This is a genomic window from Flavobacterium sp. MAHUQ-57 (assembly GCF_051908335.1).
Classification (GTDB): Bacteria; Bacteroidota; Bacteroidia; order Flavobacteriales; family Flavobacteriaceae; genus Flavobacterium.
Map to the genome: position 1 here is coordinate 1,080,033 of NZ_JBPZTE010000006.1, position 15,343 is coordinate 1,095,375.

The window sequence follows — 15,343 nt, forward strand, 5'->3', positions numbered from 1 at the left end:
ATGAATATTGAGAAATTACAGGCTATATGCAAGGCCTTACCTCACGTCACCGAAGATATTAAATGGGGCAACGACCTGTGCTTTTGCATAGGCGGAAAGATGTTCTGTGTTGCAGGCCTAAACCAGATACCTACTTCCGCATCGTTTAAAGTAACCGAAGAAGAGTTTGAAACCATGAGTCAGTTACCAGGCATAAAACCTGCTCCGTATGTGGCTAAATACAAATGGGTTTTGGTGGAAGATATTAATACGCTTTCTGCCAAAGAATGGGAACACTATACCAAACAATCGTACAATCTGGTCAAAGAGAAACTGACACCAAAGATTAAAAAGGAACTCAACCTACTCTAGTCAGCCTGCTTCTAGAGGTTAACTTTAACATTTTTACAAGATTTTTTGGCTCACTGTACTGTATTTTTGCGGTGACCATCCCAATTACATAGCACTCATGAAAACACTAAGCCACATCAAGAAGCACTATTCCCGCATCAAATACCAAAAACTGGCTGTCGTTGCTGTTCTGATTGGATTCCTTTGTGCTTTTCTGGCTGTTTCGCTAAAGCATATCACTGAACATTACGAAGACATTTTGTTTCATAAAGCTTCTGCCAATAGCTTCTTGTTGTTGGTATTCCCGGCTTTCGGTCTGTCTGTTATTTATTTCTTACGATACTATCTGTTCAAAAAGAAAGAAAACAAAGGCATCAAGGAAATATTTGATACAACTTCCGAAAGAAAGAATAGTCTTCCGGTTTACAAAATACCATCCCATTTCATCAACGGATTGCTTACTGTAGCTTTCGGTGGTTCCACCGGTATTGAAGTGTCAACAGTGGTGGCCTCAGCTACGGTGGGTTCTGTAGCGCAGGAAAAGGAGAATCTGTTCAACCGTCATAAAACAGAATTGATTTGTGCGGGTGTTGCTGCAGGTGTAACGGCGCTTTTCTGTAGTCCGTTTGCCGGTATACTCTTCGCTTGGGAAGTCATTTCCAAGAAACTCACCAAAACATTTCTGATTACAACCTCAATTGCCGTAATAACCGCACTGATCGTTATTTACTTACTGGACGAGAAATCTCTTTTCCATGCCGATGTCACACACTGGAACTGGAAAGCCACACCGTATTTTATGCTGTTGGGTGTCATTGCCGGAATGAATTCGGTTTACCTGACCAAATGCGTGATCTTCTTTAAAAAGAAGTTCGCAGCCATCAGCAAACATTCAACACGAATTCTGTTAGGCTCCGGCATCCTAAGCATCGCTTTACTGGCTTTACCTCAATTGTATGGTGAAGGGTATCATGCTATTAAAGAAAATCTGATTAATTCCAACCAATTAACGCTTTCATTGTCTTTATTCCTGACATTCTCCGGCATCATCATTCTAAAACCTATTGTGACTTCAGCTACGCTGGCCGCAGGTGGCGATGGTGGTGTATTCGCACCAAGCATCTTCACAGGTGGTTTTATCGGCCTCTTATTGGCCATTCTCCTGAATACCTTTTTTGATGCACAGGTCATCCCGTTGAATTTCATGATTCTCGGAATGGGTGCCATGCTAAGTGCCAGTATCAATGCTCCTTTTACAGCTATCTTTCTAACCTGCGGTCTCATAAACAATTATGTCTTGCTTTTCCCCGCAGTCATTGTCTGTTTAGTGGCAAAATACACCGCACAATACATTTATCCGCATACCGTTTACAGTTACCAGCCTAAAAAAGTCAGTTAATTTATGCCTACACACAAAATAAAACGCAATTACCGCAAAGCGAAATACGTACTCTACAAAGAAACACTGGTTGATTTCAGAGAGCACTTCTGGGCTTTCTTAGGTGCTTTTGTCGGCATGGGTAGCATTGCTTACCTCCAGTACAATGCCTTTCCAAAAGAAGATTATGTTTTTCTGATAGGCTCTTTCGGTGCCTCATGTGTCTTGGTCTATGGCGTAATCCAAAGTCCGCTGGCGCAACCCCGAAACTTAGTCGGTGGTCACGTAATTTCAGCTTTGGTTGGTGTAACAGCAGCTAAACTTTTCCCTGATACCCTTTGGTTGGCTTCAGCCCTGGCAGTAGGACTGGCAATTGTTGCCATGCAAATGACCAAAACATTGCATCCTCCAGGTGGCGCCACTGCCTTGATTGCAGTTACCGGTTCTCCGGCAATTTTAAAATTAGGTTATTGGTATGTTATTTCACCGGTACTGACTGGTGCATTGATTCTTTTACTGGTGGCATTGCTTTTTAACAATATGACTACCAACAGACACTACCCTACTAACAAAAAATTCACTAAGTTTAAAAGCAAAATTTTCGACAGGATCAAATCAGAAAGTGCAAACTAAACTAACGGATACAATGACACCATCAAAAACCTTCTTAACCGGAATATCCGGTGTTTTACTTTTTGCCTTAACCACAATTATTGCAGGAATAGTACACCCCAATTACAATCCGATGGCACAGTTCATCAGTGAATTGTATGCAGTAGATGCGCCCAATGCAGATTTTATCCGTTTCTATTGGTATATTCCAAGTGGAGTACTTCTCTTTTTGTTTGGTTTATTTGCCATTCAAGAAGCCCCGAAATCTGCTTTAGCCACGTTAGGCTTTTTAGGAGTAGGTTTGGGTTATGGATTAGGAACTGTTTTTTGCGGATTTTTCAATTGTGATGCCGGTTGCAATCCTGATTTAGTCAATCCGAGTTTTAGTCAAATCTTACATAACTTCATGGGATTTCTGACCTATCTGATTGTACCATTCAGCATTTTATTCGTAGCTATAGCCTCCCAAAAATGGAGAAATGCTACTTCTTTTTCACTATGGAGTTTTTTGTTTGCGGCTGTTAGTTTTGTCTTTTTTCTACTATTGAACGTCAATCTACAATCCCCTTACAAAGGAGTAATTCAACGTATTATTGAAGGAAGTATTTTACTTTGGATTATTTTCTGCGCTATCTATCTCTTCAAAAACAAACACAATGCTACAGCTGAATAAAGTCCATCATATTGCTATTATCTGTTCCGATTATTCAAAATCAAAGTATTTCTATACCGAACTCCTTGGATTGAAAATTCTTCAGGAAGTCTACCGAGAAGAAAGACAATCCTACAAATTGGATTTGGCACTCAACGGCATCTATACTATCGAATTGTTTTCGTTTCCGGATCCACCACAAAGAGTATCAAGACCAGAAGCGGCCGGATTGCGTCACTTAGCGTTTGAAGTGAATGCCATTAACGCTACCCGAGATTTTTTACTACAGCACAACATCATTTGCGAAGCAATCAGAACCGATGAGTACTCGGGAAAACGCTTTTTCTTTATTGCCGATCCCGATGGTTTGCCTATCGAATTCTATGAGAGCTAATTAAAATCTTATCAACAAATCGGATTTCCTAAATCCAAAATCGAAATTATATTTTACCTTTGACGTTTCAATAATACAAACGATTATGGTTTACAAATTCAGAGTCATTCTTGACGCAGAAGAAGATATTTTCAGAGATATTGCCATCGAAGAAAAAGACACCCTGGAAGACTTACACAATGCATTAGTGAATGCTTTCGGTTTTGATGGAATGGAAATGGCAGCATTTTATACTTGTGACGACAAATGGAATCAAGATGAGGAAATTCCTTTATTTGATACCGGGGATACTCCGGGTGAAGGATTAACCATGGGTGACTATCTTTTATCATCTACCTTTGATGAAGAGAATACCAAAATGATCTATGTGTACGACTTTTTGAACATGTGGACTTTCTTCGTTGAATTGGCAGCTATTGAAGAACCTGAAGCAGGCGTAAGTTATCCTGATTTATTATTCTCTCACGGAATAATGCCGGCTTTCGCACCAGATAAAGAATTTGAAGCAGAAAAAGACGGCGGCTTTCATGACGAGTTCGAAGATGACTATGATGAAGATGATTTAGATATGTTCGAAGGAGACGACTCTTTTGAAGACTACGGCTTCGAGGAAAACTGGAATTAATTTTTAAAGTAACAAAGGTTCTAAGGTTCTAAGATTTATGAGTACATTCAGAGATTTATTGATTTGGCAGAAATCAATGACTTTAGTCACAGAAATTTACCTTTTAACCAATTCATTTCCTAAAGAAGAAATCTACGGACTCACTTCACAAATCAGAAGATGTTCGATATCAATACCGAGTAATATAGCTGAAGGATTTGGAAGAAATGGCAATCAGGATTACCTGAAATTTTTGAGTTTTTCTATTGCTTCTCTTTTTGAAATGCAAACACAAATAGAAATTGCTTTTAACTTGAATTATATTACTCAACAACAATTTAATACAATATACAACGAAACTAAAGAATTGGAGCGTATGACAAGTTCTTTTATCCGAAAAATAAAGGAACGCATATAAAAACTTTGAAACTTTGTGACTTTGCAACTTAGCACCTTAAAAAAAAATGATCAACTTATTTAATACACACATTGACAATCTTTCCATACACAGAGTAGGAAACAAAAGTCGTAACGAAGCTATTTTCTTATCCGATCAGCCGTATGGCTTAAATGATGAAATCATGCCGCTTTTAAAAGAGTTCTTCTTCAAGCCTTTCAGAAGTAGTGAAGAAAACTATTATCAGTTTGCTCATGATGTGGATTTGGATTACAACGAAATGTACAACCTGGCTACAGAGATATTTGCTAATCCGGGAAGTGTACATGAAGTTTCCAAAAAAATAACCAAACATTTATTCGAGCAATCCAACCATCCGCACATTAAAAACGGTGAAGTGTATGTTGCTTATTTGACTAATGTTTCTATTGATAACAAACCGGTTGATGCTATTGGTGTTTTCAAAAGTGAAATCAAATCCGACTTCCTTCAGTTTGAAGAAAACGGATCGCAATTGGACATGATTTTACAACAAGGTATCAACTTGCAAAAACTGGATAAAGGTTGTTTGATCTTCAACTATAAAAAAGAAGAAGGTTACAAAATCCTTACCGTAGATAGCAATCGTTACGATGCGCGTTACTGGTTAGAACACTTCTTGAGTGTAGATGCGTTCCAAGACGAAAACTTCATGACGAAAAAGTACCTTAAATTTTGTCAGGACTTCGCAAAAGAAGTAGTACTTCCTGCGGAAGACAAAAAAGAGGAAGTAATGTTCATGAACCGTGCTGTAAATCACTTTGCAAAGAATGACAATTTCGAAGAAGCCAATTTCTTAAGTGAAGTAATTGACAACCCGGATTTAATCTCAGAATTCAAAAATTTCAAAGTAGATAAAGGAGAAAAATACAGCATTGAAGACTTGACTACCTTCCCGATTGCCAATGCAGCAGTGAGCGATGCACGTCGTAAAATGAAAAACGTGATTGAACTGGATACCAACATCCAAATCAAGTTAGACTTCATCAACCCTGAAAGTGCTGAAAAGTATGTGGAAAAAGGCTGGGATGAAGAAAAACAAATGTATTACTACTTGGTGTACTTCAACAAAGAACAAAAATCATAATACAACAAAAATCCTCAACAGTAGTTGGGGATTTTTTTTAGGTTTTATAGTGCACTCAGTAGAGAATGGACTTCGGCAAACAGTACTTCATTTTTTAATGGTTTTGTAAGATAGCTGTCACATCCCAATTCAAAGACTTTTTTTCTGGTTTCTTCAGTCACATCTGCCGTAACCGCAATAATTGGAATTTGAGCATTATGACTTCCGGCATTTCCTTTCCTAATCTCAATCGTAGCTTCATAACCGTCCATTACGGGCATTTGTAAATCCATTAAAACAATATTGACAATTTGATTTTTTAGAATTGCAATCGCCTCTTCCCCATTATTGGCAAATACTAATTCGATATTATTCCATTTGCTCACTATTTTTTCAATTACGTACTGATTAACGCGATTGTCTTCAACAACTAGAACTCTTTTGTTCTTAAAATCATATTGTAAATCAATTGCAGCTACTTGGTCCGATTCTTTGTTTTCAACCACTTCAAAATCGAGTGCAAAAGTACAACTGGTTCCTTTGTCGATGACACTGGAAACGTGTATGGAACCTTGATGAAGATCTATTAATGATTTCACGATAAACAAGCCTAAACCGTGTCCGCCGAATTGTCTTTTGTTGTTACTGCTATTTTGTGAAAAAGAATCAAATATACTACCCATCTTATCGTCGGAAATCCCTATACCCGTGTCTATAATCTCAACGATTAATGTTCCAAAAGCCTCCTTTTTCAGAATAAACTCAACCTCTAATTGTATCGTTCCCTCCGAAGTGAATTTTAGAGCATTGTTCAAAAGGTTATTCAAAATTTGACTTACTCTTTCCTGATCACCAACTATTTCTTGTGGGATTTCACTTTTTTCATTATACACAAAATCGAGGCCTTTGTTTTTAGCCAAAGTTTCGGCATTTCGTCGAATACTTCCAATCAATCTTCGGAGATCGAACGGTTTCTTTTCGAGTACTATTTCACCTTTATCTATTTTAGAAAAATCGATTATATCATTGATCGAACCCAATAAACTCTTCGAGGATTCCTTTATAATCTTACAATCATCTTCAATCTGTTTTGTAGTGTTTTCCTTCAAAATCAGATCCGTTAAATTTAAAATTGCATTGAGCGGCGTTCGCAGTTCATGACTAATATTGGATAAGAAGTACGATTTCAAATCGCTCATTTCTTCTGATTTGGTCAATGCAATAATGTTGAGTCTTTCCTTTTCATTCTTAAGATTTCGAATCAGATTAGACATCGAAAGTGAAAGAAAAACAATTTCGAAACCGGTGCCAAATTTCGGGCTGTTTTGGGTCAAGAAGTTATTATCCAACAAGCCGATATTGTACAAAATAAAAATTCCGAAACCACTGATTAAGCATAAAATACCAACGGTAAAGAAATAATCTACCGGAACTTTGGTAGTATACAAATAAACAATAGAGCCAATGATGAGCAATAAAAAAAGTAAAGACAACAAATTCACAACGATATAAGCCAATTGTAGTGCTTGCGGCACAAACACAATCGTTACAAAGAGCACCCATAAAGACATATATGCTACTTTATATAGCAGATAGAGTTGTTTACTGTACACTTTTATTTTTAGAAACGCTTCGCTGTATTTTCCAGAGAAATAAACCGCAATGATGGCAATTAAAAGTACTGCGTGTGTATCAATCCATCCCAGATCGTGAGAAATATATTCATGCAAAAGACCATCAATTGAAAATTGCAGTAATCCTACAAAAAAAACGTAGAGGGTATAGTATAAAAATATCTTCTCTTGTAAGGCAAAATAAAAGAAGAAATAAATGATGCCAACGATGGCTAAAATCCCATAGAAAAACCCAAAAAACAATTCCTCACTCGCCGTTTCACTTATAAAGTTACTTGCGGAATGTAGTTTCAATGGCAACTTGAGCACTTCACCATCGCTTTTAATATGCAAAAACAAACTAACCTTTGCATTGGGTGGAAATTGTAATTCAAAAATATTTTTTCGGCTATTGAAGCTACGCTCTTTATAAGGAATAGCATCACCGTTACGAAGTATTTGAATGGCATTGGAGTTTTCATCTACTACATACAATTCTACCAAATCGGTTATTGGTCTAGCCGTTTCAAGGTAATACGTATAAAATGCATTCGATTGATTTTCGATTGTGGTTTTTGTCCAATAATGATTCTGCGTAAATCCTAAATCTTCAATTTCATTTTTTATTATTTGGGGATTATATTTAGCAAAGCTTCCACGAATTTGATTAAACGTTAGCTTTTGAGAACCAACATTTACAATTGAAGTATGTTTATGCAGAGAAATTTCGTTTTGTCTTGAATTGGTCAGTATATACTGTGCATTGCATAAATTGTAAGCAAAAATGAAGAGTAAAAAAAGGGGGCATTTTAAAACTCGCATCATAATAAATCGCAGCTGTTTAAGGTAATAGGCAGTAATTTACAACTTATTTTCAATTAAACGATTATTAAATTGATTTATAGTTACTTATACTAACCGAAAATGAAATCACTTTTTGTTAAGACACAAACAAATTACTCACTCGATCAAGTCTTTGTTATTTCTATATAATGTCTTCCTAAATTTCTATGTGATTATTTTTTCGTTTTAAAAATTTAATCACACTTTCTGTGATTATTTTTTTATTTTAAAAAAGAAATCACAATTCCTGTGATTATTTTTTCGTTTTGGAAAATAAATCACAACGATGAGAGTTTCGGCGGAATAATAAAACACCGAAGGCTTGAAGGGTTTATAGGATAGTTGCCTAAGTCCGTTTGGAAAGTTGTGTAAATAAAAAACCCGAAACTTTCGTTTCGGGTTTATTTCCGCGGAGAAAGAGGTATTTGAACCTTATACATTCAGATATATCTAAATTTAGCAAACTCCTTTATTGTCAATAACTTTAGTGTAATGTTAATATTTGATACTGCTCAAATATGGTATTAAATCATATCTTTACTGTCAACTAAATTGTCAACTGACATATATATGAGAAGTACATTCAATTTAAAAGAGCCAAACAGAGATAAGGAAAGTTTGATTTTGTTTTCAGCCTATTTCAAAAATGAAGGTCGAAAATTTGTCTATTCAACTGGAGAAATGATTCATCCAAATGATTGGGATTTTGAAAACAAACAGCCAAAAAACCTTAATGGGAGGACTGAAATTGCAAATAAATTAAGAGGTATCAATAGACAATTAGAGCGTTATTCGAACTATTTTTCTGATTTAATTCAAAGATATAAGCTTTCAAATCGTGAAATTATTATCAGTGACATCAAAGATGATTTTGATATAGAATTTAAACGTACTACTTCGATTTCAAGTAAATTTTTTGAGGTTTATGATTTGTTTTTAAGCGAAAAGAAAAATGATTTTACTGACGAAGCCAATTCTGAAACGACTATTAAGCGATATGAATACAATAAAAAATTGCTTTTTGATTATCAAACAAATAGAAATAAGAAAATAAATTTCAATCAAATTGATAAAGCTTTTTACAACTCATTCATTGAGTTTTGTATTTCTGAAAAAAAACACTCAGCAAATACTGTTAGAAGGAATGTAGGTCTATTCAAAACATTTCTCTATTGGGCTACTGAAAATAATCATACTTATAAAACGGACTATCAGAAATTTAAATCTCCTAAATCTCAATTAACGGATGAGGTTGCTCTTACTTTAGAACAAGTTCAGGAAGTCTTTGAATATGATTTCAGTACAAATGAAAAATTAGAACGAGTTAGAGATTTATTTGTTTTTGGTTGTGCTACTGGAATGAGAATCAGTAATTATTCAGATATAGAAAAAAAAGACATTCATGACGGATTTATTAAAGTTAGAGATAAAAAGAATACTGATAAGGCTTTAGAAATCCCTTTGAATGATTTTTCTATTTATCTACTTAAAAAATATGATTACAAATTGCCCAAAATATCCAACCAAAAATTCAATGATTATATTAAAGAGGTTTTCAAAATAATTGGATACGACCAAAGCATTAAAAAGACAGTGAAAATCGGAAAGGAGATAATAGAGCAAATAAATCCGCTTTATGAGCGAATTTCTTCTCACACAGCTCGAAGAAGCTTCATTACTATTATGAAAAATAACAAGATACCTGACAAAGTTATTATGAGTTATACTGGTCACAGAAGCTTGGAAGTATTCAATAAATATTACAAGCCAAACAATGATGATAAAAAAGATTTCATGCAAACTGTTTGGAAAATGGAAAATGCACAACTTAAAAAAGTCGATTAATGACAGCCATCAACAAAACTTTTTATATAGATACAGCAGAAGAAATAGATATTTGTGGTTCAAAATTCATCACTTTAGAAGGTGGAGCATATCAACTTCCTTATGACGTAAAACCTGCCGAAGGTGAGCATAATTATTCAACTTGCGAAGGTTGTAGAAAAAAAAGGCAAAAGTTAATTAAAGAAATCAAGAGAGCAAATAAATTTCCATTGTGTTGTGATGGGCATAAGAAGCTTCATTTATTAGAACAGTTTAAGCAATCTGATTTTCTCGGATTAGAAGGAAGTATAGCAGATAAAATTATATATACTGCTCAATTTATAATTAACAATCTTGACAATGATGATTGGTTTGAGGATTTCCAAAATTATTTTGAATATGTTATTGAGAGTTTCGGTTGCTTTCCTAATGGATACGGTTCGCCTTATCAAATAAGTAATTATTACTCCTTTGTTGTAGATTCTATTGAAAATAAAAAAAAGTTATTGAGTTCATCAAAGATTACAAATGATGAAATCAATGTAAGGTTAGATAAAATTTTGGAACACATTCACAATGCTTTCGTTCCTACAAATCAATCACCTTCTAAAAACAACAAAGATTTTAATCTCTTATTAGCTACTTATAACAAATGGTATAAAACATTTCCATTTGAATTATCTTATTTTCAACCTTTACAAAAGAAATATAGCAAAACATTACCTCTTATTAATGGTGAAATAAAATATAATAAGTACACTGGTTTAACAACTGCATCACTTCACTCAAAAGAAAGTCTGACTCAATTTTTGGTGGAATTAACGAAAGCTATTATAACAAATATAAATGGATTAAAGCTGTACGAGAAAGGATTATTGAATGATATTCAAAAAGTGCAATTAGAGTTAGTTTTAAGCAACAGAGAATTAGAGCTTTCAGAGATAAATTCTAATAAAGAAATTGATTCCAAAACGTATATAAAAACACTAAAAAACTGGTTCAAATCAGAGAAAAAATTTATCACGGAAATAACTCCGTTATTAAAAACCAATAAATCATCTACTGAAGAAAGGCAAAAACCTCAACTTAGTATCAAACAAATAGCATTAAAGTTGGTTTACGAAGGTGCAGTCGTTAATAGGAATAATTCTCAGGCTATTGTAAAAGAATATGGTCACACTTCCGGTGAAAAGCTTTTTCAGGAATACACTTATTTTTCCAGTCAAGCAAATAGAAAAGGTAATCCATCACCTCAAACACTGAAAAAATTTGACAATAAGATTGAATTATTTGAAAGTGTGATTCAATTACTATCTGAACCTCATAAACAAAGGGCTTTGGATGAATTAAATATACTCAAAATGAATCGAGATAATTTATTTGGGTAAAAATTGTAACCAGTTATAACCGGTTACCCAAATCAAATTAGACAAAACATTTGCACATAACTCAAAAGCAAATGTTATGAATAATCCCTTTGAGATAATCGAACAAAGATTATCAAACATCGAAAACCTTCTGTTGGATATTAAGCATAAACCGATAGAAGAAGAAAAAACAGAAAATCTAACGGTAAAAGAAGCCGCTGAACTCCTAAAGGTTTCTGAACAATCAATACACAATTATATCAAAAGAGGTTTTTTACCGGCTCAAAAAGTTGGTAGAATCCTGCTTATCAAACGTATTGATGTTGAGCAATCACTCCAAGAGGTAAAATCCCTAAAGTACAAAAGAGCCTAATCCTCAAAGTTGAGGTAATAATCTGCTGGAAATGGGAAACATCTATACATTAGGACAAAACGGGACAAATAAAACGGGACAAAAACCTGTTTTTATTTCAGGAAATGGCTCTGACCTTAGCAATGATGAGGTTTTGAAAGGAAGGGCAAAACGTAAATTTATCACACAATCTATGATGCTAAGCCTAATGGATGTAGCAAAAGAAAAAGGAGATAAAGAAAAGCAGAAAAGTTATTGGAACAGTTACTATTGTCAAAACCGAGTTACAAGTGTTGATGGTCGTTTGTATGGCAACTACTGCAAAAACAGATTTTGTACTCTTTGTTGTAGCATCAGGAAAGCCGAAATCATAAACAAATATTATCCGATTATTGAGCAATGGGATGAGCCATATTTTGTAACCTTAACTGTTAAAGCCTGTTCCGCTGCAAGGTTAAGAGTGATGGTTAAAAAAGTTATGCAGGGATTTCAAAGGATAAAAGACCGTCACAAAAAGAACTATTTGAGAGGGAAGGGAATCAAATTAATTGGTGTTAAATCGTTGGAGTGCAATTTCAATCCGGCAAAAAAGACTTATAATCCTCATTTGCATTTGATAGTTGCTAATAAAAAAATGGCAGAAATACTGATTGCAGATTGGCTAAAACTGTGGACACCAAAATTTGCCCAAAGACAGGCGCAGGATATGAGGGAAATATTCAACGCTGAAACAGGGTTGATAGAGATTATAAAATATGGAAGCAAAATATTCACCGAACCGGATATAAAGAAAAAAGGAGATAATGCTTCCTATCAAATTTATGTTTCTGCTTTAGATAATATACTAACTGCAATGAAAGGCATCCGCATTTTTGAGCGTTTTGGTTTCAATGCTGAAAAGAAAGAGGAAATAATCACAAAAGAACCTCAACCGGTTATGAAGTATGAAGAATGGGAATTTAATCCACATCTTTTTGATTGGCAAAATACAGCCACAACTGAGGTTTTAACCGGATATAAGCCAAAACCTCAACTTACAGCTATATTGTCAAACTGTATTGATATTACTTCTCAATAGAGTTAGAATTTCATTCTTTGTATTCTTACTGCATTTAGGATTGCTAATAATGCCACACCAACATCAGCAAAAACAGCTTCCCACATAGTAGCCAAGCCACCTGCACCAAGAATCAAAACAATTCCTTTTACTACGAAAGCCAAAGTGATGTTTTGCCAAACTATCCTTTTGGTTTGTTTACCGATATTGATAGCCATTGGAATTTTACTCGGCTTATCATCCTGAATGACTATATCGGCAGTTTCAATGGTTGCATCGCTGCCTAAACCACCCATTGCAATACCTACATTGCTTAAAGCAACTACTGGAGCATCATTCACACCATCACCAACGAAAGCAACAGTTTCATTTTTAGCTTTGATTTCTTTAACCTTGTTTACTTTGTCTTCAGGCAATAAATCCCCAAAAGCATTAGTGATGCCTAATTTGTCAGCTACAAACTTTACAACGGTGCTTTTATCACCGCTTAACATAGTGGTTTTTACATTCAAAGCCTTAAACTTATTAATGGCTTCCTGAGCATCTTTTTTTATAACATCTGCAATAGTTATATAGCCAACAAACTTTTTATCATACGCAACAGCTATAAGCGTGTAAACGATTGAATTTGGGTCAATATCGTATGGGATTGAATGTTTATTCATTAACTTAAAGTTACCCACTAACAAGCTTTTACCGTCAACGGTTGATTTCAGTCCTTGCCCTGCTATTTCTTCTACTTTTCCAAGTTTGATAGAAGTATCAACTTTGCCAACAAATTCGTGAATGGCAGTCGCTACCGGATGAGTGCTTTGGCTTTCTAAGGCATTGACCATTTGCAGTATTTCCTTTTCCTTAAACTGCTTATCAAAAACAACTTCCTGTACTTTGAAAACGCCTTCGGTCATTGTTCCGGTTTTATCCATAACAACGTTTTGAACGGTTGCAATTACATCAAGGAAATTACTTCCTTTGAATAATATCCCGTTTCTACTCGCTGCACCAATTCCACCGAAATAGCCTAATGGTATTGATATTACTAAGGCACAAGGGCAGGAAATAACCAAAAATATCAAAGCCCTGTAAAGCCAATTTGAAAATATGTAATTCTCAACAAAGAAATAAGGCAGAAACGCAATCAAAACAGCCAATACAACCACAATAGGAGTATAGATTTTGGCAAACTTCCTGATGAATAATTCAGTAGGTGCTTTTTGTGCTGTGGCATTTTGCACCAACTCTAAAATTTTGGAGAGTTTACTATCGGTGTAAGCCGTGGTAACTTTTACCTGAGATACTTTATTGAGGTTAATCATTCCGGCTAAAACCGTATCACCTTTTGCCTTTGTGTCAGGTTTGCTTTCACCTGTTAGGGCAGCTGTATTGAATGAAGCTGATTCAGAAAGCAATTCACCATCCAAGCCTAATTTTTCGCCTGCTTTTAATTGGATTATATCACCAATTTTGGCATCAGCAGCTTTAATGGTTTGCGGAGCAGAATCGATCAAAATTGTTACCTCATCGGGTCTTTGGTCTAATAAGGATTTGATATTGGCTTTGGCTCTTGTTACGGCTAACGTTTGGAAAACCTCACCAACAGAATAAAACAGCATCACAGCAACTGCTTCGGGATATTCGCCAATAGCAAATGCCCCGACAGTAGCTATAACCATCAAAAGAAATTCGGAAAAGATTTCACCTTCTTTAATACTTTCAATTGCTTCTTTTATTACAGGAAAACCAACAGGAATATAGGCAACCACATACCAAACAATCCTTATCCATCCGGAAAACCAATCATTAGCAAAAATATTATCAAAGACTATGGCGGCTAAAAGCAATGCTAATGAAATGATTGAAGGCAAAAACATTTTGAATGTACTTTCATAGGCTGAATCATTGTGCTCGTGTCCATCATCCTCTGAATGGTCATGATGCTTTTTACTTTTGGTAGAACAACAACCTTCATCCTCAATCAAATCCTTTGCACTGGCTTTAGTATAGATTTTTTCTTCCTGAGTACAACAAAGTTGCTTTCCCTGAGCATCATATTTATGCTGATGTTCCATTTTACTTACTTTTATGAATTAGCATTTAGAATTTCCTGAATATCTTTTGGTATTTCCATAGGTCTTAAAGGAGGTACATTTGCACCACCTGTATTGCCAACCGGAACATGACCAACAAACGATTTCACACCACCAACAAGCAGTCTTGGTATTTGACCGATAACTTCTTTAGTGCTTTTAATTTTAAATCCAAACTGTAACATTTTCCAATGGACATAAGTATGCTCTAACGGATACCTTTGCCCAATAATATGTGCTCGTTCCAAATGATGCCAACTACTTTGTAAATTATTACTTTTCAAATCATTTTGAGCAGCAATTAATTCGCTTTGGTAAAAAGGCAATAATGTTTTAGGAATTGAAGTATAGAATCTCATAGTTAAACTTTACAACAGCCATCTAAACTTTCGTAACCTTTTGGATCGGCTTTAACATCATCCGCATCATAACCCAATTTACTGATGGCTTTCTTAATGGTTATCAAATCGGTTTTTTTGGAGTTAAAATATACTGTGATAGTCATTTTTTTCTCATCCAGTTCATACATTTTAACTCCCGTAATTTTAAGCATGTTCTCTTTGAACTTCATCCCACAAGTTTCACATTCTTTGCAATGGTCACAGTTGATTTTAGTTTTGATAATAGCTTTCTGATTTGATTTTTGTTGAGCAACTGCTACATTTGAAATGAAGAAAATTGCTGTAAAGAGCATCATTGATTTTAGAATTGAGTTTTTCATTTTTATT

At 34.9% G+C, this 15,343-nt stretch carries 16 protein-coding genes; 12 read left to right on the plus strand and 4 right to left on the minus strand.

The genetic code is table 11. The features are described 5' to 3' along the window. The 8 genes from ACS8MM_RS05450 to ACS8MM_RS05485 all read left to right on the plus strand — a co-directional run bounded on the left by ACS8MM_RS05450 (position 1) and on the right by ACS8MM_RS05485 (position 5,493). On the plus strand, positions 1–351 hold the full coding sequence (locus tag ACS8MM_RS05450; RefSeq protein WP_379713875.1) for an MmcQ/YjbR family DNA-binding protein: 351 nt from the start codon (positions 1–3) through the stop codon (positions 349–351). Between the two features lie 97 nt (positions 352–448). Further along, positions 449–1,729 carry a chloride channel protein gene (locus tag ACS8MM_RS05455; protein ID WP_379713877.1) on the plus strand — a complete coding sequence of 427 codons (1,281 nt, stop codon included), beginning with the start codon at positions 449–451 and terminating at the stop codon, positions 1,727–1,729. 3 nt (positions 1,730–1,732) lie between these two features. Further along, the gene (locus tag ACS8MM_RS05460) at positions 1,733–2,341 is read left to right on the plus strand and encodes an HPP family protein (protein ID WP_379713879.1); all 609 of its coding nucleotides are present in this window, start codon (positions 1,733–1,735) and stop codon (positions 2,339–2,341) included. A gap of 13 nt (positions 2,342–2,354) precedes the next feature. Beyond that, positions 2,355–2,993, plus strand: coding sequence for a DUF998 domain-containing protein (locus ACS8MM_RS05465; RefSeq protein WP_379713881.1), 639 nt, complete (start codon positions 2,355–2,357; stop codon positions 2,991–2,993). Continuing rightward, entirely contained in the window at positions 2,977–3,366 is a 390-nt protein-coding gene (gloA2, locus tag ACS8MM_RS05470; RefSeq protein WP_379713883.1) for an SMU1112c/YaeR family gloxylase I-like metalloprotein, read from the plus strand. Before ACS8MM_RS05465 ends, gloA2 begins: the two co-directional genes overlap by 17 nt. An 85-nt stretch (positions 3,367–3,451) precedes the next feature. Next, positions 3,452–3,991, plus strand: coding sequence for an IS1096 element passenger TnpR family protein (locus ACS8MM_RS05475; protein ID WP_379713885.1), 540 nt, complete (start codon positions 3,452–3,454; stop codon positions 3,989–3,991). A gap of 37 nt (positions 3,992–4,028) precedes the next feature. Continuing rightward, positions 4,029–4,388 carry a four helix bundle protein gene (locus tag ACS8MM_RS05480; RefSeq protein WP_379713887.1) on the plus strand — a complete coding sequence of 120 codons (360 nt, stop codon included), beginning with the start codon at positions 4,029–4,031 and terminating at the stop codon, positions 4,386–4,388. Between the two features lie 46 nt (positions 4,389–4,434). Continuing rightward, positions 4,435–5,493 (plus strand): nucleoid-associated protein, encoded by a 1,059-nt coding sequence (locus ACS8MM_RS05485; protein WP_379713889.1) that lies wholly within the window; start codon positions 4,435–4,437, stop codon positions 5,491–5,493. Between the two features lie 44 nt (positions 5,494–5,537). Here the strand turns inward: ACS8MM_RS05485 and ACS8MM_RS05490 are convergent, their stop codons facing one another. Then, complete coding sequence (locus ACS8MM_RS05490) at positions 5,538–7,910, minus strand: hybrid sensor histidine kinase/response regulator (RefSeq protein WP_379713891.1); 2,373 nt, start codon at positions 7,908–7,910, stop codon at positions 5,538–5,540. A 588-nt stretch (positions 7,911–8,498) separates the two neighbouring features. Between ACS8MM_RS05490 and ACS8MM_RS05495 the strand changes: the two genes are divergently transcribed. From ACS8MM_RS05495 to ACS8MM_RS05510, 4 genes are all read left to right on the plus strand, one after another. After that, positions 8,499–9,773, plus strand: coding sequence for a tyrosine-type recombinase/integrase (locus ACS8MM_RS05495; RefSeq protein ID WP_379713893.1), 1,275 nt, complete (start codon positions 8,499–8,501; stop codon positions 9,771–9,773). Further along, positions 9,773–11,140: a hypothetical protein gene (locus ACS8MM_RS05500; RefSeq protein ID WP_379713895.1), complete on the plus strand. Its 1,368-nt coding sequence runs from the start codon at positions 9,773–9,775 to the stop codon at positions 11,138–11,140. Before ACS8MM_RS05495 ends, ACS8MM_RS05500 begins: the two co-directional genes overlap by 1 nt. 76 nt (positions 11,141–11,216) lie before the next feature. Next, on the plus strand, positions 11,217–11,492 hold the full coding sequence (locus ACS8MM_RS05505; protein ID WP_379713897.1) for a helix-turn-helix domain-containing protein: 276 nt from the start codon (positions 11,217–11,219) through the stop codon (positions 11,490–11,492). Positions 11,493–11,523: 31 nt separating this feature from the next. Beyond that, a complete protein-coding gene (locus ACS8MM_RS05510; protein WP_379713899.1) occupies positions 11,524–12,549 on the plus strand; it encodes a protein rep in 1,026 nt (341 codons plus the stop codon). Between the two features lie 2 nt (positions 12,550–12,551). Here ACS8MM_RS05510 and ACS8MM_RS05515 read toward each other — a convergent pair whose 3' ends face one another. From ACS8MM_RS05515 to ACS8MM_RS05525, 3 genes are read right to left on the minus strand one after another with little or no spacing between them, the layout of a single operon-like run. After that, positions 12,552–14,597 carry a heavy metal translocating P-type ATPase gene (locus ACS8MM_RS05515; protein ID WP_379713901.1) on the minus strand — a complete coding sequence of 682 codons (2,046 nt, stop codon included), beginning with the start codon at positions 14,595–14,597 and terminating at the stop codon, positions 12,552–12,554. 11 nt (positions 14,598–14,608) lie between these two features. Continuing rightward, complete coding sequence (locus tag ACS8MM_RS05520; protein ID WP_379713903.1) at positions 14,609–14,974, minus strand: DUF3703 domain-containing protein; 366 nt, start codon at positions 14,972–14,974, stop codon at positions 14,609–14,611. Between the two features lie 2 nt (positions 14,975–14,976). Beyond that, positions 14,977–15,336 (minus strand): heavy-metal-associated domain-containing protein, encoded by a 360-nt coding sequence (locus ACS8MM_RS05525; RefSeq protein WP_379713905.1) that lies wholly within the window; start codon positions 15,334–15,336, stop codon positions 14,977–14,979. Between the last annotated feature and the right edge of the window lie 7 nt (positions 15,337–15,343).

Bases quoted from the DNA above. Each gene is read 5' to 3' on its own strand.
- ACS8MM_RS05495 (WP_379713893.1), top strand. From the start codon at position 8,499: ATGAGAAGTACATTCAATTTAAAAGAGCCAAACAGAGATAAGGAAAGT.
- ACS8MM_RS05525 (WP_379713905.1), bottom strand. From the start codon at position 15,336: ATGAAAAACTCAATTCTAAAATCAATGATGCTCTTTACAGCAATTTTC.
- ACS8MM_RS05490 (WP_379713891.1), bottom strand. From the start codon at position 7,910: ATGATGCGAGTTTTAAAATGCCCCCTTTTTTTACTCTTCATTTTTGCT.
- ACS8MM_RS05505 (WP_379713897.1), top strand. From the start codon at position 11,217: ATGAATAATCCCTTTGAGATAATCGAACAAAGATTATCAAACATCGAA.
- ACS8MM_RS05465 (WP_379713881.1), top strand. From the start codon at position 2,355: ATGACACCATCAAAAACCTTCTTAACCGGAATATCCGGTGTTTTACTT.
- ACS8MM_RS05520 (WP_379713903.1), bottom strand. From the start codon at position 14,974: ATGAGATTCTATACTTCAATTCCTAAAACATTATTGCCTTTTTACCAA.
- ACS8MM_RS05455 (WP_379713877.1), top strand. From the start codon at position 449: ATGAAAACACTAAGCCACATCAAGAAGCACTATTCCCGCATCAAATAC.
- gloA2 (WP_379713883.1), top strand. From the start codon at position 2,977: ATGCTACAGCTGAATAAAGTCCATCATATTGCTATTATCTGTTCCGAT.
- ACS8MM_RS05515 (WP_379713901.1), bottom strand. From the start codon at position 14,597: ATGGAACATCAGCATAAATATGATGCTCAGGGAAAGCAACTTTGTTGT.
- ACS8MM_RS05460 (WP_379713879.1), top strand. From the start codon at position 1,733: ATGCCTACACACAAAATAAAACGCAATTACCGCAAAGCGAAATACGTA.
- ACS8MM_RS05500 (WP_379713895.1), top strand. From the start codon at position 9,773: ATGACAGCCATCAACAAAACTTTTTATATAGATACAGCAGAAGAAATA.
- ACS8MM_RS05475 (WP_379713885.1), top strand. From the start codon at position 3,452: ATGGTTTACAAATTCAGAGTCATTCTTGACGCAGAAGAAGATATTTTC.
- ACS8MM_RS05450 (WP_379713875.1), top strand. From the start codon at position 1: ATGAATATTGAGAAATTACAGGCTATATGCAAGGCCTTACCTCACGTC.
- ACS8MM_RS05510 (WP_379713899.1), top strand. From the start codon at position 11,524: ATGGGAAACATCTATACATTAGGACAAAACGGGACAAATAAAACGGGA.
- ACS8MM_RS05480 (WP_379713887.1), top strand. From the start codon at position 4,029: ATGAGTACATTCAGAGATTTATTGATTTGGCAGAAATCAATGACTTTA.
- ACS8MM_RS05485 (WP_379713889.1), top strand. From the start codon at position 4,435: ATGATCAACTTATTTAATACACACATTGACAATCTTTCCATACACAGA.